Source organism: Alcanivorax sp. 24, assembly GCF_004360225.1.
In the GTDB taxonomy this organism is placed as follows: domain Bacteria; phylum Pseudomonadota; class Gammaproteobacteria; order Pseudomonadales; family Alcanivoracaceae; genus Alloalcanivorax; species Alloalcanivorax xiamenensis.
On the sequence record NZ_SNUA01000003.1, the window covers coordinates 50,767 to 70,662 of the forward strand.

Consider the following 19,896-nt stretch of genomic DNA (forward strand, 5'->3'; position numbering starts at 1 on the left):
TGGGGAAAACGGCAGTCAGGGATCTAAATGCGGTCTCATGGAAGCAAGGGCGTTCATCGTCCATACCTGTTAATGATCGTGATGCTGTGCGTTTGCCTTGGCGAGGCCCGGGCAGGGGAAACCGGTTTCGATAACGGTGCCCGGCAAAAACCTACCAAGGACGTTGCGGCATACGGAAGCGAAGCGGAACTCGATATTGTCAGCGCGGTTCAGCGGGCGGTGGATAGCCATCCTGTTATCGCTGAATCCATAGGCCGCCTGTTTCAGCAAAACGAGCAGGTGGCGGTGGCCCGCGCGGGCTATTATCCCGAGCTCAGCGCCGGTCTGAGCCGTGGTTATCGAGACTCCACCGGACGCTCCGAAGAGGCGCTGACTGCTTCGGCTTCCCAGATGTTGTATGACTTTGGCAAGGTCTCCAGTTCCGTTGCGGCGGCCTCCCATGGGGTGGAGCGAGACCGGGCCAATGTACTTTTGGCAGTGGACCAGCTAGCTCAACAGACCGCGCTGGCGGTGATCGAGGTTCAGCGCTATCAAACGCTGCTGGCAATCGCCGAGGAGCAGGTTGACGCCATCGGAGAGTTGCAGGAACTGGCGTCTCAGCGGGCCGCCAAGGGCGCGGCTACCCGGTCGGACGAAATTCAGGCGCTGTCCCGAAAAGAGGCGGCACAAGCCACGGTTCTGCAGTTCCAGGCGCAAAGCGATGCATGGCAGCGCAATCTGCAAAGTCTGCTGAATGCCCCCGGGCCGGTTAGGGTATCTCCAGCGTTTCCTAATCATCTGGCTGATGCCTGTCTGCTCGTGGAGGAGAACTTCGACAATGTGCCCCGAATCATGCGGGCGGAAGCGGAGCGGGAGGAGGCCCGTTCCCTGATCCGGCAGGCGCGGGCGCAGATGTTGCCAACCTTCTCGATCTCCGCGGATTTCGAGCACTATCTGAACGATCGCCCCGCGGAACTGGAAGCCATGGATCGTGACAATGACGTTTTCGTTTCCGTGGGGGTAAGCAGCAAGTTGTTTCAAGGCGGCGCGTTAAAGGCCCGCCGGCGCGCGGCGGACTACGCCCTTGAGGCGGCGAATGCTGCCCGGGACGCCGCTTACCGGGAAGTGTCCCTGGGGTTACGGGAGGCAAAGGTACAGACACTGAGTCTGTCAGGGCGCCTCGAATTACTGAACAACCGTTATAACAGCATCGCCGAGACACAGAAGCTGTATCGGCAGCAGTACTTGTCCTTGGGAACGCGTTCATTGCTGGACATCCTCAACACGGAACAGGAAATCCATCAGTCCCGCATCGAACAACAGAATACCCGATTTGATCTGCGCCGCTTGCAAATCGACTGTCTTTACAACGTGGCGGAAATTCGCGCGGCGTTTGGTTTGAGCAGCGCCGCCGTACAGGGAGTGCCGATTCAGCCATGAATACCCAGGATGCGGAAGAACCCCCTGTCGAAGTCTCGCCGGCTCCCGACTACGGACCTTGGACCGAGGCCATGTTGGCGGTGGCCCGGCATTACCGTTTGGAATATTCCGAGGAGAATGTTCATCTGACCGCTGCCTGGAGCATGGGGCAGAGCCCGGGCGACGTGCTGAAGGCCATGGCTCGCCAATTGGGCCTGGCCTGCAAAATTGACGAGTTGGATCGGATGCCACTGACCCCTTGGCGGTTTCCCCTGGTGGTGCAATTCAAGGACGGTCAGGTGGCGGTGGCCGAAAGCATTGGTGGTGATGGGACGATCACTCTGTCCTATAGTGGTGATCAGGGCCTGAGGAGTCAGCTTTCTCGTCAGGAACTGATCGACAATGTGGTTCTCACTCTGATCCTGAGACCGGCCCGGTCGGCCCCCGACGCCAGGGTGGACGACTATGTGCGGCCTTATCAATCGAGTTGGTTCCGACGTATCATTCTTCGTGATCTGAAACCCTACGGCCATGTGATGTTGGCATCGCTGGCCGCCAATTTATTGGCGCTGGCCGGCATTCTGTTCTCCCGCCAGGTCTATGATCGGGTGGTCCCGGCGGAATCCTACGCCACTTTGTATGTGCTGTTCTCCGGTGTGCTGGTGGCAATGGTGTTTGACTTCATCCTGCGCAGGAGCCGTGTTCATATCACCGACCTGCTGGGGAAACGAGCCGACATGCGGGTGTCGGATCGGGTTTTTGGCCACGCGTTACGCATAAAAAACTCGGAAAAACCCAGATCCACCGGATCCTTCATCGCCCAGATTCGCGAGCTGGAGCATATTCGGGAGCTGCTTACTTCCAGTACGGTAACCGCCTTCGCGGATATGCCTTTCTTTTTCCTGTTCTGCTTCGTGCTCTGGTATATCGCCGGGCCACTGGTGCTGGTGCCATTGGCGGCGGTGGTTCTGATGATCATCCCTGGCCTGTTGGTGCAGAGACGCTTACATGTTCTGGCCAATGAGGCCATGCGCGAATCATCTTTACGTAATGCCATGCTGGTGGAGACCATCCAGGGGCTGGAGGATGTCAAGGCGTTGCAAGCGGAAGGGCGCTTCCAGCAGCAATGGAATCACTACAACGCGGTCACCGCCGACGTGAATCTGAAGCTGCGCAATATCGCCAATACCCTGGTGGTGTGGAGTCATACGGTACAGAGTGGGGTGTTCGCGGTCATAGTCCTGTTCGGTGCGCCGATGGTGATGGAAGCGGAGTTGTCGGTGGGGTCGCTGGTGGCAGCGTCTATCCTGGCCTCGCGCATGATGGCACCGATGTCTCAGATCACCCATGTGATGAGCAAATGGCAGCACGCCAAGGTGGCGATGAGCAGCCTGGATCAGATCATGGAACGTCCAGTGGACCATCCCGAGCAAGAGAAGCGCGTTCACCGGCCGTTCGTTACCGGCCACTATCAGTTCAAGCAAGCGGTGTTCCAATACCCCGAGGCCCCCACCGCCGCTTTGGCGGTGAAAACACTGGCGATAAAACCTGGAGAGCGTATTGGTGTGCTGGGGCGCAACGGCGCGGGCAAGTCCACTCTGTTGCAGGCCCTGGCCGGCGCCATCGAAGCCGGATCCGGACAGGTTCTCCTGGACGGCGTCAATCTTACCCATATCGACCCGGCGGATGTTCGCCGGGATGTCGGTCTCCTCAGCCAGAACGCGCGGCTGTTCCACGGCACCTTACGGGATAATCTGATGCTGGGCGCGCCCCATGTGTCCGACCAGGAGTTACTCGCAACCATGGAAATGACCGGCGCCAGCGATTATCTGAGAGCGCTGCCCGACGGGCTTGACCATCCGATTCTTGAAGGCGGGCTTGGCCTTTCCGGTGGCCAGCGCCAGTCTCTGTTGCTCTCCCGTTTGTTGTTGCGACAACCCAATATTCTACTGCTGGATGAACCTACCGCCTCACTGGATGAGACGGCGGAGAAGAAATTCATTCAGAGAATGAGTGACTGGCTGGACAACCGAACCCTGGTGGTGGCGACACACCGGATGAGTATGCTCAATCTGGTGGACCGTATCATTGTATTGGAAAATGGGCGGATTCTACTCGACGATACGCGAGCCAAAGTCCTTCCCATTCTATCGAAAAAGGCACCGGTTCAATCCGCGAAAAAGAGCGAGGAGGGGAACCGGTCATGAAGGACAAAAGGAAAGCCACCACGCCCCACCCGGCGGAAGCCACGGGGTTGTCGATGAGCGCCGCTGGAGGGGCGGCCTCTTTGCTGGACTACGACAATGATCATCGCCACTACAACGACGAGGTGGACGATGCCACGGTGGTTCGTTCAACCCGTATTGTGTGGCTGGTTTGCCTGGTCATGGTGGCGTTACTGGTGTGGTCCTATTTTGCCAAAGTGGTGGAGGTCTCCACCGGCGATGGCCGTGTAATCCCATCTTCCCGGGAAAAGGTCATCCAGTCTCTGGAGGGCGGAATCCTGATGGACCTGAGGGTCAGGGAAGGGGACATCGTCGATGCCGGGCAAGTGCTGGCTCAGTTGGATCTGACCAAGACCGAGTCCAGTGTGGAAGAAAGCGCGGCCCGTTATCGCGCGGCACTGGGGACCGTTGCCAGACTGGAAGCGGAAGTCAACGAGACGCCGTTGATCTTCCCCGAGGCGCTACAAGCCTATCCCGAGCTCACCGCCGCCGAGACCGAGTTGTATGAAACACGGCGACGGGGGCTGCGATCGTCCCTGGCCGGGGTCCATAAGTCCCAGCGTATCGTGCGCGAAGAGTTGCAATTGACCGAATCGCTGCTGGAAATCGGTGCCGCCAGTAACGTGGAAGTGCTGCGCCTACGGCGCCAACTGTCGGAGCTGGAGCTCAAAGCCAGTGAGATCCGCTCTGAATACCTGATTCTGGCGCGGGAGGAGCTGGCCCGAGCCGAGGCGGAGGCCAGGGCGCTGTCCTCGGTGGTAAGAGGGCGCTCGGATGCTCTGTCGAGACTGACACTGCGTTCGCCGGTGCGTGGGGTGGTGAAGGACATTGAAGTGAGCACCCGGGGCGGGGTAATTCCTCCCAATGGCCGTCTCATGGAAATCGTGCCGTTGGATGATCAGTTGCTGGTGGAAGCACGGATTTCCCCGAGAGATATTGCCTTTATTCATCCCGGGCAACCCGCCAAGGTAAAGATCACTGCCTATGACTACACCGTTTATGGCGACCTGGATGGTGAAGTGGCGATGATTTCGCCGGATACCATTCAGGACGAGGTCAAGCCGGAGATATTTTACTACCGCGTGTTCATCCGTACCAAAACGGATGCTCTGATCAATGATGCGGGTAGCCGGTTCCCGATCGTACCGGGGATGATCGCCAAAGTGGATATCCGCACCGGCGAGAAGACCATTTTCGAGTATCTGATGAAGCCGATCGACCACGCTGGAGAGGCCCTGCGGGAACGCTAGCTCCGAATCACTATCGTTGACCTCCTCCAACTCTCTGACGGCGTGGGCCGCCTGTGGCCCAATTCGATGTCGCTGCTGCCAGATAAAACCGGAATCGCCATCCCCAGCGGATTCTGAGTGGACTGACTGATCGGACGACTTTGACCTCGCATTGATGCGTCAATACCGTGGAACAGCTCATGCGTCGCCTGGCTCTGCGCGGTGCACGCCGGGACAAGACGGTGCACACCACCGTTCCTGATCGGGGCGCTGCCGCGTCCGCTGAATCGTGCTCACGGCCAATTCACCGCGGATCGCCCCAGTCAGCTCTGAATCTCGGACTTTACCTATGTTCCCGCGCGCTACACCGAACGCCTGGTCGAAGCTGACATTGATCCGTCGGTGGGTAGCAAGGGCGACAGCTATGATAATGCTCTGGCTGAGAGCATCAAGGGTTTGTACAAAGCGGAAGTGATCCATCGGTGCGGCCCTGGTAATCCATGGAATCCGTGGAACCGGCCACACTGGAGTGGGTGTCATATCTTGAGGGAAGGAGCCGGACACTGGTTGCCAGTGGCTGGGCTGGTGTCCTTCTGGACAGAAAACGTAACCAATAGTGTCAGGAGCTCTCGTCCGTCCAGCGCTTGTGCCAGCATGCCGATGGTTAATCATTTACAACGTAAGGAAAACAACATGCTTGGAATCGTAGCTGTGCTGCAGGCGCAGGCGGGCAAAGGGGACGCACTGGCAGCCGAAATGAATAAGATCGCGGCGGAAGTGCGCAAGGAAGAAGGCAACCACGCTTATAATGTTCACCAGTCCCTGGACGACAAGGATGTGGTGATGATTTATGAGCAATATACGGATCAGGCGGCGCTGGAAGCACACCGCGAAAATATGAAGGGGCTTGGTGGCGGTCTCAAGGATCTGCTGGCGGGACGCCCGGATGTGAAATTGTTCCAACTGACCTGACAGGCTCTTGCGGATGTGGCACGGCGGCGCCGGGCCACATCCGCCACGATCGATCAACGTCCGCCGCGCAGCGCGATTATCGGCACCATGGCGAGAACGCCGATGCCCACGGCGGTGATCAGGGCAGTGAGGTTGAGTCCTTGGGTGAAAATGTCCCGCGCCTGATCGAGCACGCCCGCTGGAAGCCGGTCCGCGCTCGATACCGCCTGCCACAGGCTTTCCTTGACCGCTGCCGAAGCCGTCCCGGCGAAGTGTTCGGCCGCCCCGATGCGATAGAGTCCACTGCTGAGACTGCCCAGCATGGCGACGCCCAAGGCCACCCCCAACTCCTGTACCGTCTCCGACAAAGAGGCCGCGGAGCCTGCTTTGTCCGCCGGGGCCGCGGCCACCACCAGATCGGTACCGAGCGCGGCGATGGCACCCAGCCCCAGATAGACCAGGGCGAAGCCACTGACGACCTGGATTGTTCGCGCTTCCGCGTCCACCCCGGCCAGCGTCAGATACCCAAGCACCGAGAGCAGCAATGCCCCGGCCACTATCTGTCCGACCGGAAAACGCCGAGCAAGCAGTGGTGCGCTGATCGCCGCCACCAGCATGGCCAGGGCCGGCGGTCCCATCCAGGCGCCGGCAACCCGGGGAGTCAGGCCGCTGACCAACTGCAGGTACTGAGTAACCAGCAGCATGGCTCCGCCGACGCCCATCAAACCCACCAGCAGGATCAGCAGGGCGGCGGTGAACGAGCGGCTGCGAAACAGACTCAGATCCAGTAAGGGGTCCGCCAGGCGGTGCTGTCGTTTGATGAACAGAATCACGCCGAGGGCACCGATCAACAGTGCGATGAGCGCCGTCCAATCCAGGCCATGTCTGGCGAACTGCTTAACGCCGTAGATCAGCGGTAGTAGCGCCACAAGGGACAGAACCACGCTGCCCAGGTCCAGACGCCCGCTGGCCTCGTCGCGGTATTCGGGTAGCAACCAGGGCGCACTCAACCACAGAATCGCCACCACCGGCAAAGCCACCAGAAAAGCCGACCCCCACCAGAAATGATCCAGCAACACGCCGCCTACCAGCGGGCCGGCGGCCATGCCGAGGGCGAACATGGTGGCCCAGATCCCGATCGCCAGTGCCCGCTGTGGTGGATCGCGAAACAAGTTGCTGATGAGCGCCAGTGTGGAGGGCATCAGAGCGGCGCCGGTAAACCCGAGCAGAGCTCGTGCCACGATCAACTGAGTGGCGGTGGTGGAGAAGGCGGCGAGCACCGAGGCCAGGGCGAAACCGCCGGCGCCCAGCATTAGCAGTTTACGGCGTCCGATACGATCGCCGAGGGTGCCCATGGTGATCAGGAAGCCACTGATAAAGAAGCCGTAGATGTCCATGATCCACAGCGCCTGGGTACTATCCGGTTTCAGCTCCGCGGCCAGCGCGGGGAAAGCCAGATACAGTAACGTCACGTCCAGGCCCAATAGCAGCGTTGGCAACGCCAGAACAGCAAGGCCGGCCCATTGACGTGGACCGGCGCGGTCCGTCGATGATGAAGGGACCAGGTGTTCGCGGTAAGAGGTCATCTCGCTTCTCCTGTGAAAGAAGCGCTATTCTTGGGATGATTCACTAACCGTACAATTTAAGCATTTATGCTATTAGCAGGACTAACAGGATGAGCCCGGTAAAGTCATTGAACCGTACCCGTCACGAGCTTTCTGAGTTCGTGCGGCAACGCCGCGAACGTGTGACCCCGGCGGAAGTGGGGTTGCCTTCCGGGTCTCGCCGGCGCACCCCCGGCTTGCGTCGGGAGGAGGTGGCGGCCCTCGCCGGTGTTGGTATTACCTGGTACACCTGGTTCGAGCAAGGCAGGGACATCAATGTTTCGGAAACCTTTCTGTTGAGTCTGTCCCGGGTGTTGAAGCTGGATGACGAGGAGTGCTGTCATTTGTTTCTGCTGGCACAGCAACGGCCGCCGGCCTATGAGGCCCGCCAGGCCTCCGGTGTTTCGCCACTGACACAAGCCGTTCTGGACCAACTTGACCCTTGTCCCGCCTACGTAATGAATTTGCGTTGGGATCTGGTGGCTTGGAACGGGGCCGCCGACCGTTGGTTCAGGTTGAGTGACCGCGCCGACGCGGAACGCAATCTGTTGCGGCTGGTGTTTCGTGACGCCGGCCTGCGCGGGCGAATGCCGGATTGGGAGCATGATGCGCGAAGGTTGCTGGCGAACTTTCGCTGCGATCTGGCGGTGGCGCCGGAGGATCCGACCATGCTGGCGTTCGTCGATGAAATGCGACGGCTGTCGGAGTCATTCCGGAATTGGTGGGCGGAGCCGGATCGGCAGGGGTATCAACGTGGCATCAGCCGCCTGGCAGGAAAGGGCGGCCGGGTGCAATCATTACGGCACGAGATGCTGATCGTGGATGAACATCATCATCTGCGCATGCTGGTTTATTTCAATGATGAAACCGGGAACGGTGCAGGCGGCACCGTTCCCGCTGTGAGCAGGCCCTAGAGGGTTAATCGTTGTATTCCTGAATCTTCATTTTTCCCAGTTGCGACATGTGCACCTCATCGGGGCCGTCGGCGATGCGCACGAAGCGATTCAGAGTAAAGAAGTGCGCGATCGGAGTGTCGTCGCTGACCCCCATGCCGCCGTGGGCCTGGATGGCGCGGTCGGTCACATTCTGCGCCATCTGTGGCGCGACCACCTTGATTGCCGCGATCAGATCCTTGGCGTCCTTGTTGCCGTACTTGTCCATGCGGTCGGCGGCTTTGAGTGTCAGCAGCCGGGCCTGCTCGATATCACAGAATGAACGGGCGATGTCCTGGCGAATACTGCTTTGCTCGGACAGTTTACGCCCGAACGCCACGCGGTTCTCCACCCGGCGGGCCATGATTTCGAGGCTGCGCTGAGCCTGGCCGATGGAGCGCATACAGTGATGAATGCGGCCCGGGCCGAGCCGGCCCTGGGCGATTTCGAAGCCACGCCCTTCGCCCAGAATCAGATTGCGTTTGGGAATGCGCACATTCTCCAGGCGCAGCTCCGCTTCACCGCCTGGTGAATTGAGACTGCCGAACACCGTCAGATTCCGGACGATGTGAATTCCCGGCGTGTCACGGGGAATGATCACGGTGGATTGTTGTTGGTGGCGGGGGGCGTTGGGGTCTGTTTTACCCATCAACAGCAGCACTTTACAGCGCGGATCCATGATGCCGGAGATCCACCACTTGCGGCCGTTGATGATGTAGTCATCACCATCGGCCTTGATCTCGGTTTCGATGTTGGTGGCGTCGGAGGAGGCCACCTGCGGCTCCGTCATCAGATAGGCGGAACGAATTTCTCCGTTCATCAGCGGCTTGAGCCATTGCTCTTGTTGTTCGGCGTTGCCGTATTTGGCCAGCACTTCCATATTGCCGGTATCTGGAGCGGAACAATTGAACACCTCGGCGGACCAGGGGATTCGCCCCATGATTTCGCACAGCGGCGCGTATTCCAGATTACTGAGTCCGGGGCTGAGATCACCGTACTCCCTTGGCAGGAACAGATTCCAAAGACCTTCGGAACGCGCTTTTTCCTTCAGCTCTTCGAGACCGGGCCAGGGTTGCCAGACCCTGGCGGGGTCGGTGACCCAGTCATGCTGCTCTTGTTCCCGCGGAGCGATATGGGTGTCCATGAAGCGTTGCAATCGCGCCAGCAATTCCAGGGTTTGTTCGGAGTGGTCGAAATTCATAAGAAACGCCCTTTTTTTTCGGGAAAAGCCATTGGGAAAAGCGGGTCCCGTTCGTCAGGACAGGATCAGCCCGCCGTCCACCACCAGGGTCTGGCCGCGAATGTAGTCGGCCAGAGGCGAAGCCAGAAACAACGCGGCGCCGGCCATGTCCGCCGGAGTACCGAGGCGACCGGCGGGAATGTTGGCCAGGGAGGCCTCCAGACGCTTGGGATTTTCGGTGGTCACGGTGGTCAGTTTGGTGGCCACCAGACCCGGCGCGATGCCATTCACGGAAATGCCGTCCGAAGCCCAGGCTTCCCCCAATGTGCGCACCAGTGCCACGGCGCCGGCCTTGGACGCGTTATAGGCGGGGTTACCCCGGGTGGCGTGGAAGGCGGCGGTGGAGCTGACCACAATCATGCTTCCACGGCTTTCCTGAAGCAGCGGGTGAAACTTCACGGCACAGGCGCGCAGGCTGTCGAGATTGACCGCGATCACTTTATCCCAGCCAGCCCGCTCGAATTCGCCACGGCGATAGACCACCGTGCCCTGGCATTGAATCAGCACGTCCAGTCTTGAAAATCCGGCGCGGTGCTGTTCGATGGCGTCCATATCGGAGACGTCCACCCGCGCGTAACTCAAACCGCTGAGGTCGGACCCTTCGTCACTGGAATAATCGCTGGCGTTGGCCCGGCTGCCCCAGATGTGAACGTCGGCGCCGCGCTGGCGGAACGCCTGGGCTATACCATTACCAATGCCGCTGGAGCCGCCCACCACCAGAACGGTTTTGCCGCTGAAATCCAGGTCGTTCATATCATGCTCCTTAATGCGTCTGGAAACCGGGTTTCCGGGTCAGGTGAGAGTCAGGCGATCCAGCCGAGGGCGCGTTCGAACAGCGTTATGGTGCGGGCGTGCAGACGCTCGCCGGTTTCCACCGGTGCCTTGCCGGCGCAGGCGCGGGCGTAGGTGCCTTCCAGAATCAGACCGAGCTTGTAGCAGGCCAGTACGCCATACCATTCAATATGACCAAGGTCGCGATCACTGTGGACCCGATAGTGATCGATCATGGTTTCGCGATCGGGAAAAGCCTTGCCCAGTGGATCGTTTTCCTGATTGATCCGCAGATCCAGATGATCCGGCGTGGTGGCCAGCAGCCAGCCCAGATCCATAAGCGGGTCGCCGATGGTGGTCAGTTCCCAATCGACGATGGCGGCCAGTTCCGGCGAATCGTGGCGATACAGCACGTTGGCCAGATGGTAGTCACCATGAAGGATGCCCGGTTCGAAAGTGGCGGGTCGATGATGCTCAAGCCATTGGGCAACGCGATCCACGCCGGGAATGCCACCGGGGCCTGGCCATTCCGCAAACGCCCGATAGCTCTCCAGTTGCGCGCGCCAACGCGGTACCTGGCGTTCGAGAAAGCCTTCGGGCTTGCCGAAACCGGTTAATCCCACCTGTTCATAGTCCACCGCGCCGAGCGCGGTAATCCCTTCCACCAGGGACAGCCCCATGCGGTGAACCCAATCGGCGCTGGCACCGTGGGATTCCGGAAAGTCGCAGGTGGCGTTAAAACCGTCGATGGGTTCCATCAAATAGAACGCAACGCCGATGACGTCTTCCTCGGGGCAGGCCGCCAGCAGGCGCGGATGAGGCACCTTGGTGTCGGCCAGGGCCGCGAGCAGGCGCATTTCCCGGCGCATGGTGTCGTTGGAGTTGGCACGCAAATGACGGGGAGGGCGGCGCAGCACATAGTCGTTGCCGTCGCGTTGGAAGCGTAGCAGTAAGTTCTGGGTGCCGCCGGCCAGCGGTTGCGGATTCTCGATCTCGCCTTTGCCCAGACCTTGCCGTTCCATCCAGGTGTTCAGTGCCCGCAGATCGACGAGCGATTGCCAGTCCTTCATTCCGCACCCACCGCTGTTCTGGTTATGAGTCAGCCCGGTTAAGAGTCAACAGAGTAGCAGTGTCTCGGTAGGGGGCGGCATCGTCGGAAGCGACGAAGCTGTTGTTCTGGCGGGAGGGAACTGGTGAAGAGGAGAAATAAACTTCGGAGGTCACTACAACGCCGCTGTGGGAGCTTGCTTGCAAGCGAATGGGCTTCCGGGCCCCAAGATTCGCTTGCAAACAAGCTCCCACAGATCGGACGCCTTGATGATTTTATTCCGCAGCGGCGATCAAGCGGCGGGCCCGTTGAATCACCGGTTCATCCACCATCTGCCCGTCCAACTGGAAGGTGGCGCCGTGCTCGGCGACGCCGTTCACCACCCGGCGGGCCCATGCCAGTTGTTCATCGGTGGGAGAAAACGCCCGCCGTACCGGTTCGATCTGCCCGGGATGGATGCAAAGCATCCCGGTGAACCCCATTTGTGCCGCCCGCAGCGCCACCGCCGCGACCTTTTCCGTGTTGCGGAAATCCGGCTCCACGCTTTCAACCGGGCCGGCAAGACGATTAAGGCGGCTGTGTAGAATCAGCTGCGCGCGGCATTGGTCCAGGACGGTGACAGCGCCGTCGCTGCCGGCTTCGGCACCCAGATCCAGACTCAGATCCAGGGCGCCGAAAGTGAGACGTTCAATGCCGTCGCAGGTGGCGATGCTTGGAATGTTGCTCACGCCGCGCACGCTCTCCACCAACGGCCACAGTGCTTTGCCGTCAAGGCGGGCGCGCTGAACATCCTCGGCGTTTTCGGCTTTCGGCAGCATGATTCCCGTTACCGCGTCGGCGTGGGAACACAGGGCAAGATCCGCCTCGAAGTGGTCCGTACCGGCGCCGTTCGTACGCACGAACAAGGGGGCCGAGGCATGTTCGAGGAAATCGGCCAGGGCGCGGCGTGCCTCGGCTTTATCCGTTTCCGCCACGGCGTCTTCAAGATCGATGATCACCAGGTCCGCGCCGCTGGCCTGAGCTTTGGCCACCCGCTCAAGGCGGGTGGCGGGCACGAACAGCATGGTGCGGGCATCGCGGGACGCTCTCGAGGCCATTCAAATCACTCCCGTTTGTTGGAACTGTTGAATATCGGCGTCACCGTAACCGAGTTCGGTGAGGATGGCCGCGCTGTGTTCGCCCAGGTCCGGGACGGCGTCCATACGCGGCTGGAATGCATTGCTGGCTCCGGGAGGAAGCAATGCCGGCAAGGGCCCCTTGGGACTGCCGATCTCGGTCCAGCGTTGTCGGGCGGCCAGTTGCGGATGATGCCAGACGCCGTGCATGTCGTTGACGTGGGCGTTGGCGATGCGGGCCTGGTCCAGGCGGCGGATTACTTCCTCCGCGTCCAGTTCCGCGAACACCCCGAGGATCAGCGATTTCAGCGCGGCCCGGTTATGCACTCGCTGAGAGTTGGAAGCGAAACGTTCATCGTCGGCCAGTTCCGTTTGCAGCAGGACCTGCTCGCAGAATACTCGCCATTCTCGTTCATTCTGCAGCCCCAGCATCACGGTGCCACCATCGCCAGTGTCGAATGGACCATAAGGGTAGATGGTGGCGTGGGCGGCGCCGGTGCGCGGCGGTGGTTCAGCGCCTTCGAAGGCGTAGTAGAGCGGATAGTTCATCCATTCCACCAGGCTCTCCAACATGGAAACGTCGATGCGACTGCCCTTACCGGTGTTCTGACGCAGCAGCAGGGCGTTGAGAATATGAGTGTAAGCGTACATACCGGCGGAAATGTCGGCGATGGAACAACCGGCCTTGGCCATGTCGTCCGGGGTGCCGGTGACGGACAGAAAACCGCCCTCGCTCTGGATCAAAAGATCGTAGGCTTTTTTATCCTGGTAAGGGCCGCCTTCACCGTAACCAGAGATGTCGCAGACGATCAGTTTGGGGAAGCGCTCATGGAGTGCTTCGAACGACAGGCCAAGGCGGGCGGCGGCGCCGGGAGCCAGGTTCTGCACCAGGACGTCGGCCTGCTCAAGCAGGCGCTCCAATACCGGCGTGGCGGTATCGTGCTTCAGGTCCAGCGTGAGGCTTTCCTTGGAACGGTTGGTCCAGACAAAGTGGGAAGCCAGACCATGGACCCGCTCATCATAGCCACGGGCAAAATCACCGACGCCGGGACGCTCCACTTTGATCACCCGTGCGCCCATGTCCGCCAGTTGGCGGGTGCAGAATGGCGCGGCGATGGCATGTTCCAGACTGACCACGGTGATACCGTCCAGGGGCCGGGGAGAAGCGGCAATACTCATTCTTGTTGCTCCTACAGCTAGCTGCAATGGGCGCTGGCTCTGGCGAAGCCGGCCAGCTGCCTCGGGATGCGGCGTGTATTCCGCATCCTCATGGTTCAGATCAAAGGGGTAACGCTGTCGGCGTCGTGCAGCGTCCAGACCCGTTCGATGGCGGCGCCCATGGCGTCCTCGGAAAGGCCACCGGCGAAACGCGCCAGTCGGCGGAATTTATCTTCCAGTTCCGGCCGGCTGAGGGTGTTGCCAGGGTCGCCTTTGGGCTCATCGATACTGCCATGCAGGGTGCGGCCATCCCGGGTGACCACATCCACCCGGCCGAGCCAGCGCGCCGGATAGGCCCCATCCACTTCCGCATCCAACTGCATCGTGACCTTGTCACGAAAGGCTGCGACCGCGGCATCGTCCAGCGGAATCCGGTGGAACTCCGTAAGCCCGGCGTGGCCGTGCAACGCAATCAGGCCAAGCACCGTTCCCATGGAAAACTTGGCCTGGTGGATGGTGGCGGGAACGTCCACGCGGCCGAGCACATCGATGGCGCCCTGGTGTACCCGGGCGGTGACGGATTCGATGTCGTTCGCCTTGAGATCGTGTTCCCGCATCACCGCCAGCAGGGCATCCGCCGCCGGGTGAGTATGGCGGCAGGAGGCGTGGAACTTGAACGAGGTTTCCGCCAGCGCCCAGCGCTCTCCGAGGCGGTCATTGAGAAAACGGGCATCGGCATCCCGGGAAAAGCCGGCGGCAAGCCCCTGATCGCCTTCAAGGATATTGCGTGCTCCGGTCAGCCCGTCGGCGGTGAGACAGGCGGCCAGCACGCCGTCCGCCGCTGCCTTGGCGGTGTGCAGTTGTTTGGAGTCGGCGGCGTCGCGCAGGAATTCCCATAGGCCCGAGGCCTGGGTGCCCGCGCTGCCGAGAAGATTGATGAACCCGTCCTGGTCCAGTTCCAGAATTTTTCCGGCGGCCACCGCCGCCGCCAGTGTGCCGACGGTGCCGGTGGTATGGAAAATACGGTAGTGGGAGCGCCCCAGGAATTCGCCGATGCGAATGCCTGCCTCGTAGCCGGCCACCGAGGCAACGATCAGGTCGCGGCCGCTTTTGCCCTGTTCCTGAGCCATGGCCAGGGCGGCGGGGAACACCACGGTGGCCGGGTGCAGTACCGAACTGTTGTGCAGATCATCCTGTTCCACCACATGAGACGCGGCGCCGTTGACCAGCGCGGCGAAGTACGCGGAAGTGTCGGTGCCGTCCACCAGGTTCTGGGCAAGACCGGAAGCAGGCCCCATGCGCCGCGCATAACCGGCGAACAGAGGGATCGGATGCTGACCGCCGCCAGCGATCAGGGACGCGAGCCAGTCGAGGAACAGATCCTCGGCGCGGGCCACCACCGCTTCCGGCAGATCCTCATAGCGTAGTTCGGCGAGAAACGAGGCCAGGGCCCGGGTTGCGTCGCTCATGTTCGCTCCTTGCAAAGACCGTGTGTTTAGAATGAGCGCGGCAGTTCGAGCAGATGCTCGGCCACGTAAGAGAGAATCAGGTTGGTGGAAATCGGCGCCACCTGATACAGGCGGGTTTCACGGAACTTCCGCTCCACGTCGTATTCGCAGGCGAAGCCGAAGCCGCCATGGGTTTGCAAGCACACGTTGGCGGCTTCCCAGGACGCCTTGGCGGCCAGGTATTTGGCCATGTTGGCGGCGGCGCCGGCGTTGAGGCCGGAATCGTATTGCTCGCAGGCCCGCCAGCGCATCAGGTCGGCGGCTTCCACTTCGATGTGCGCTTCGGCGATCGGGAATTGAATGCCCTGGTTTTTGCCGATCGGGCGACCGAACACTTCCCGGTCGCGGGCATAGCGGCTGGCCTTGTCGATGAACCAGCGGCCGTCGCCGATGCACTCGGCGGCGATCAACGTGCGCTCGGCATTGAGGCCATCAAGAATGTAGCGGAACCCTTTGCCTTCCTCACCGATCAAGGCGTCAGCGGGAATTTCCAGATTGTCGAAGAACAGCTCATTGGTAACGTGATGCACCATGTTGGCGATCGGTTGAACCGTCATGCCATTGCCGATGGCCTGATGCAAGTCCACCAGGAAGATGGACATGCCGTCGGTTTTCTTCTTTACCTGATCCAGTGGAGTGGTGCGTGCCAGCAGGATCATCAGGTCGGAATGCTGGATGCGGGATATCCACACCTTCTGACCATTGATCACGTAGCGATCGCCCTTGCGCACAGCGGTGGTTTTGATCTTGGTGGTGTCGGTGCCGGTGGTCGGTTCGGTGACGCCCATGGATTGCAGGCGCAGCTCGCCGCAGGCGATGCGCGGCAGATAATGATCTTTCTGTTCGGCGGAACCGTTACGCAGCAGCGTGAACATGTTGTACATCTGACCATGCACGGTGCCGGAGTTGCCGCCGCAGCGATTTACTTCTTCCAGAATCACCGAGGCTTCCGCCAGACCCAGGCCGGAACCGCCATACTCCTCCGGAATCATCGCCGCCAGCCATCCGGCCTGGGTCAGCGCGGTGACGAACTCCTCTGGAAAATCCTGGCGTTCATCGACGCCACGCCAATAGGCGTCGTCGAACCCGGCGCACAGGCCGCGTACACCATCACGAATGGCGTCCAGGGCTTCTTTATCGTACTGAATCATTAACCGATCTCCTCGAACTCAACTTCACCGGCATGGGCCTGGCCCTGTTCGTTGCCGGCCATGACCCGGGCAACCCCGGGGGACTCAATAACACCGCCGACCTGAAAGGGTTCGGGGGCGATCAACGGGCGCATGCCCCGGTAGCGGAATACCCTGGCGATCTTGTCCGGGTTGGCCTGATGAAACGCGCGCATTACCAGCGTGGCGATCAGGGGGCCATGAACCACCAACCCTGGATAACCCTCCTCACCGGTGGTGTAGGGCCAGTCGTAATGGATGCGGTGGGAATTGAACGTCACCGCGGAATAGCGGAACAGCAGGGTGGCTTCCGGCTCAATGGTCTCGGCCCACTGCAGTTCCGGCATCGGCTCGCCGCTGGAGGCTTTCAGCGGGACCGGTTCACGGTAAACAATGTCCTGCCGTTCGCTCACTTTCTCCTCACCGTCCTGAAGGTAGCGGTGCCGTACGGTGATGAAGGTCAGTGAACCACTGCGGCCGTGCTTTTCCTTGATGTCCTCGATTCGGCTGTGTCGTTGTGCCGGCACACCGGCACGCAGCGGGTTGTTGAAACGCACTTCTCCGCCGGCCCACATGCGTTGGCAGTCACGAATCGGCGGCAGGAAATCGCCGGGGAGGGGATGGCCGTCGGGCCCCAGAGTGTCCATGCCGGAAACCGGTTGAAAGAACGCCCATTGCCACAGACAGGGAAGGGGATCTCCGGTATTCAGGGTAGTACCGCCAAGTGTGGCGGTGACCCGGGCGAGAGCGTGAAGATCCAGGCTATCGTCCTGGACCTGCTCCTTGCCCAGCCAATTGTTCGCGTTATCCAAGGCCATGCGCAGGCTCCGCATATAGGTATGAACAGGCATATAAAAAGAAATCGAACCGCCTGCGGGTCCTGTGACGGGAGCGCATTGGGCGGTGGAACCGATTTGATTTTGTATACGGTATACAGTATACATTGATCACGCAACAGAAAAGCGAGCTTGCCGTTTCCTGATCACGGCGGGTTTGGCGGAAAAGTACAGAGACGCGCCGGCGGCTCCCCGTCAGTGTCGGATTCGGCCAAGCAAGGCAGGCGCTAACAACAAATACCAATGGTGGACCGGCCCGGTCTGGTTCCACCGCGGAGGACAGTGATGAATATCCGGTTTGACGGCTCGGCGATGACCACCAGTCATACCATTTCCATTCATCATGTGGAGCAAATGCTGGCGGGCGCGTGCCGACACGGCCTGGACCCGGAGCCGGTGATGCAACGCGCGGGGATCCCGGTGCGTTTGCTGAAATCACCCTTGTCCCGGGTGTCCCAGGACCAGTACGCGCGATTGATGTATCTGCTGCGGCGGGATCTTCGTGATGAGTTTTTCGGCCTGTGCAGCCATCCGGTCCCGTTGGGCGCTTTCGCCCACATGTGTCAGGACCTGATTCAGTGCGAGACCCTGGGGGATGCGCTGCGGCGTGGTTTCACATTCTATCACCTGCTGCTGAAGGACTTCGTGCCGCGACTGGTGGTGAAAGGTGAAACCGCTCACGTCTGCGTCCGCGACCAGGCCGGCGAACCGGGCTGCCTCAGTTACGCCAAACGGATGTTCATGTTCTTCACCTGGGGCGTGTCTTCCTGGCTGGCGGCACGCCGGATTCCCTTGCAACAGGTCAGCTACCAGGACATGGGTGATGGCAAAAGCAATCGTATTCATCTGATCTTCGATGCGCCCCTGAAAGCCAACGACAACTGCTTCGGCTTTACTTTCGAATCGCGCTGGCTGGAATTACCGGTGGTGCAGAACCGCCTGAGTCTGACCTCGTTCCTGCGCCAGGCGCCGGCCAATTTGCTGGTGCGTTATAGGGACGAAACCTCTTGTAGTGAGCGGATCCGGCGTTTGCTTCGGCGCCATCTGAGTTCCGGATTGCCAACCTTGGAAGAGGTCGGGTCGGTGCTGGGGATGACACCACAAACGGTGCGCCGGCGCCTGCGTGATGAAGGGCAGTGCTATCAGGGACTGAAGGACAACCTGCGTTGTGACGCGGCGATCGAGTATCTGTCGCGTCCGGATCTGAATCTGGTGGACGTGGCATCCAAATTGGGATTTTCCGAGCTCAGCACCTTTCATCGCGCGTTCAAGAAATGGACTGGCCTGCCGCCGGGAGAGTACCGCTATACCCGGCTGAGAGCGGCCCGCCCCTATCTGAACATGCAATGATGAAAAGACTTGGCCAAATCCATCGCCGGAGCCCTTGTGTGAGCATTCAGGGGAACGAAATGGCCAATGGTTTTGATGGTGATGGCCATTGGTCGTGTCGCGACCGTTGGGCATTCTGAGCACAACAAAAACAGCCAACGGCAAGACGGTTTTTCGGTGACATGCGCGCCGCCCCCTGCCGAGGAGAATATCAATGACACAGTGGCAGTCCGCCTGGATCGATGACGATCTGACCATTTTTCAGGATTCCGTGCGGAAAATCTTCGAGCGTGAATTCATTCCCCAGGAGGAAAAATGGCGCAAGCAGCGCCATCCGGATCGTGAGGTCTGGCCGAAGCTCGGAGAGCTGGGTTTGCTGTGCGCCAGCATTCCTTCCGAGTACGGCGGTGGTGGTGGCACTTTTGCTCATGAGGCGGTTATTTGCATGGAGCAGGCTCGCGCCCAGGTGAGCAGCTTCAGCATCAGCGTGCACAGCGGCATTGTCTCTCACTATATTCTCAACTACGGCACCGAGGAGCAGCGCAAGAAATGGCTGCCGCAATTGGCCAGTGGACAACGAGTCGCCGCCATTGCCATGAGCGAGCCGGGAGCCGGTTCCGATTTGCAGGCGGTACGCACCACCGCGGTTCGGGACGGTGACGAGTATGTCATCAATGGGTCCAAGACCTTTATCACCAACGGTTATCACGCTGAGTTGATCTGCGTGGTGGCGAAAACCGACACGCAGGCAAAGGGCAGCCGGGGTATTTCGTTGGTGATGGTGGAGACGGAAAAAGTCAGCGGCTTCCGCCGGGGACGCATCCTGGAAAAAATCGGCCAGAAAGGGCAGGACACCGCTGAGTTGTTTTTCGATGACGTGCGCGTGCCAGCGGAAAATGTTCTGGGCGGCGCCGAGGGCAAGGGCTTCGTGCAATTGATGGAACAACTGCCGCGCGAGCGCATGTTCATCGCCGTGGGCGCGGTGGCCACCATGCAGAAGGCCATCGATGAGACCACGGCTTATGTGAAGGATCGCAAGGTGTTCGGCCAGCGTCTTATGGATATGCAAAACACCCGCTTCAAATTGGCGGAGTGTCAGACCCAGGCAACGGTGGCCCGTTGTTTCGTTGATGACTGTGTCCACAAGGTCCTGCGTGGAGAGCTGGACGTGCCCACCGCCGCCATGGCGAAGTGGTGGACCACGCAATTAAACTGCCAGATCATCGATGAATGCCTGCAGCTGCACGGCGGCTACGGCTATATGGAAGAGTACCCGATCTCACGAATGTACACCGATGCCCGGGTCGGCAAGATCTATGGCGGTGCCAACGAGATCATGAAGGAAATCATCGCCCGTTCCATGGATCAATGATGGGAGTGGAT

Annotated in this window: 16 protein-coding genes and 1 pseudogene; 8 read left to right on the plus strand and 9 right to left on the minus strand. The window is 60.3% G+C overall.

All coding sequences use genetic code 11. The features are described 5' to 3' along the window. Positions 1 to 27 precede the first annotated feature (27 nt). The 5 genes and pseudogenes from E0L37_RS05125 (at position 28) to E0L37_RS05145 (ending at position 5,824) form a co-directional block, all read left to right on the plus strand. The gene (locus E0L37_RS05125; RefSeq protein WP_236564119.1) at positions 28 to 1,419 is read left to right on the plus strand and encodes a TolC family outer membrane protein; all 1,392 of its coding nucleotides are present in this window, start codon (positions 28 to 30) and stop codon (positions 1,417 to 1,419) included. Next, entirely contained in the window at positions 1,416 to 3,605 is a 2,190-nt protein-coding gene (locus E0L37_RS05130) for a type I secretion system permease/ATPase (RefSeq protein WP_133490713.1), read from the plus strand. The genes E0L37_RS05125 and E0L37_RS05130 overlap by 4 nt, the downstream gene beginning before the upstream one ends. Continuing rightward, positions 3,602 to 4,873, plus strand: a complete 1,272-nt coding sequence (locus E0L37_RS05135; protein ID WP_240687427.1) for an HlyD family type I secretion periplasmic adaptor subunit — start codon at positions 3,602 to 3,604, stop codon at positions 4,871 to 4,873. The genes E0L37_RS05130 and E0L37_RS05135 overlap by 4 nt, the downstream gene beginning before the upstream one ends. A 164-nt stretch (positions 4,874 to 5,037) precedes the next feature. Next, positions 5,038 to 5,469 (plus strand): annotated as a pseudogene (locus tag E0L37_RS21905) (hypothetical protein); the annotation flags it as partial. A gap of 37 nt (positions 5,470 to 5,506) precedes the next feature. Continuing rightward, positions 5,507 to 5,824, plus strand: coding sequence for a putative quinol monooxygenase (locus tag E0L37_RS05145; protein WP_236564117.1), 318 nt, complete (start codon positions 5,507 to 5,509; stop codon positions 5,822 to 5,824). A 53-nt stretch (positions 5,825 to 5,877) separates the two neighbouring features. Here E0L37_RS05145 and E0L37_RS05150 read toward each other — a convergent pair whose 3' ends face one another. After that, positions 5,878 to 7,389 carry an MFS transporter gene (locus E0L37_RS05150; RefSeq protein ID WP_133490714.1) on the minus strand — a complete coding sequence of 504 codons (1,512 nt, stop codon included), beginning with the start codon at positions 7,387 to 7,389 and terminating at the stop codon, positions 5,878 to 5,880. A gap of 89 nt (positions 7,390 to 7,478) precedes the next feature. Here E0L37_RS05150 and E0L37_RS05155 point away from each other — a divergent pair, with 89 nt between their 5' ends. Beyond that, a complete protein-coding gene (locus tag E0L37_RS05155) occupies positions 7,479 to 8,321 on the plus strand; it encodes a helix-turn-helix transcriptional regulator (RefSeq protein WP_133490715.1) in 843 nt (280 codons plus the stop codon). 4 nt (positions 8,322 to 8,325) lie between these two features. Here the strand turns inward: E0L37_RS05155 and E0L37_RS05160 are convergent, their stop codons facing one another. The 8 genes from E0L37_RS05160 to E0L37_RS05195 all read right to left on the minus strand — a co-directional run bounded on the left by E0L37_RS05160 (position 8,326) and on the right by E0L37_RS05195 (position 17,166). Continuing rightward, positions 8,326 to 9,540, minus strand: a complete 1,215-nt coding sequence (locus tag E0L37_RS05160) for an acyl-CoA dehydrogenase family protein (RefSeq protein WP_133490716.1) — start codon at positions 9,538 to 9,540, stop codon at positions 8,326 to 8,328. A 54-nt stretch (positions 9,541 to 9,594) separates the two neighbouring features. Continuing rightward, positions 9,595 to 10,332, minus strand: a complete 738-nt coding sequence (locus E0L37_RS05165) for an SDR family NAD(P)-dependent oxidoreductase (RefSeq protein WP_133490717.1) — start codon at positions 10,330 to 10,332, stop codon at positions 9,595 to 9,597. A gap of 50 nt (positions 10,333 to 10,382) precedes the next feature. Further along, positions 10,383 to 11,420, minus strand: coding sequence for a phosphotransferase family protein (locus E0L37_RS05170; RefSeq protein WP_133490718.1), 1,038 nt, complete (start codon positions 11,418 to 11,420; stop codon positions 10,383 to 10,385). Between the two features lie 253 nt (positions 11,421 to 11,673). Further along, positions 11,674 to 12,495: a CoA ester lyase gene (locus E0L37_RS05175; protein ID WP_133490719.1), complete on the minus strand. Its 822-nt coding sequence runs from the start codon at positions 12,493 to 12,495 to the stop codon at positions 11,674 to 11,676. Further along, positions 12,496 to 13,692, minus strand: coding sequence for a CaiB/BaiF CoA-transferase family protein (locus E0L37_RS05180; RefSeq protein WP_133490720.1), 1,197 nt, complete (start codon positions 13,690 to 13,692; stop codon positions 12,496 to 12,498). A gap of 95 nt (positions 13,693 to 13,787) precedes the next feature. Beyond that, positions 13,788 to 15,140, minus strand: coding sequence for an MmgE/PrpD family protein (locus tag E0L37_RS05185; protein WP_133490721.1), 1,353 nt, complete (start codon positions 15,138 to 15,140; stop codon positions 13,788 to 13,790). Between the two features lie 26 nt (positions 15,141 to 15,166). After that, positions 15,167 to 16,330 carry an acyl-CoA dehydrogenase family protein gene (locus E0L37_RS05190; protein ID WP_205655583.1) on the minus strand — a complete coding sequence of 388 codons (1,164 nt, stop codon included), beginning with the start codon at positions 16,328 to 16,330 and terminating at the stop codon, positions 15,167 to 15,169. After that, positions 16,330 to 17,166, minus strand: coding sequence for a MaoC family dehydratase N-terminal domain-containing protein (locus E0L37_RS05195; protein ID WP_133490722.1), 837 nt, complete (start codon positions 17,164 to 17,166; stop codon positions 16,330 to 16,332). The genes E0L37_RS05190 and E0L37_RS05195 overlap by 1 nt, the downstream gene beginning before the upstream one ends. Before the next feature lie 303 nt (positions 17,167 to 17,469). Between E0L37_RS05195 and E0L37_RS05200 the strand changes: the two genes are divergently transcribed. Together E0L37_RS05200 and E0L37_RS05205 are read left to right on the plus strand one after the other, a co-directional pair. Then, positions 17,470 to 18,534 (plus strand): AraC family transcriptional regulator, encoded by a 1,065-nt coding sequence (locus tag E0L37_RS05200; RefSeq protein ID WP_133490723.1) that lies wholly within the window; start codon positions 17,470 to 17,472, stop codon positions 18,532 to 18,534. A gap of 193 nt (positions 18,535 to 18,727) precedes the next feature. Next, on the plus strand, positions 18,728 to 19,885 hold the full coding sequence (locus E0L37_RS05205; RefSeq protein ID WP_133490724.1) for an acyl-CoA dehydrogenase family protein: 1,158 nt from the start codon (positions 18,728 to 18,730) through the stop codon (positions 19,883 to 19,885). Positions 19,886 to 19,896: the final 11 nt, after the last annotated feature.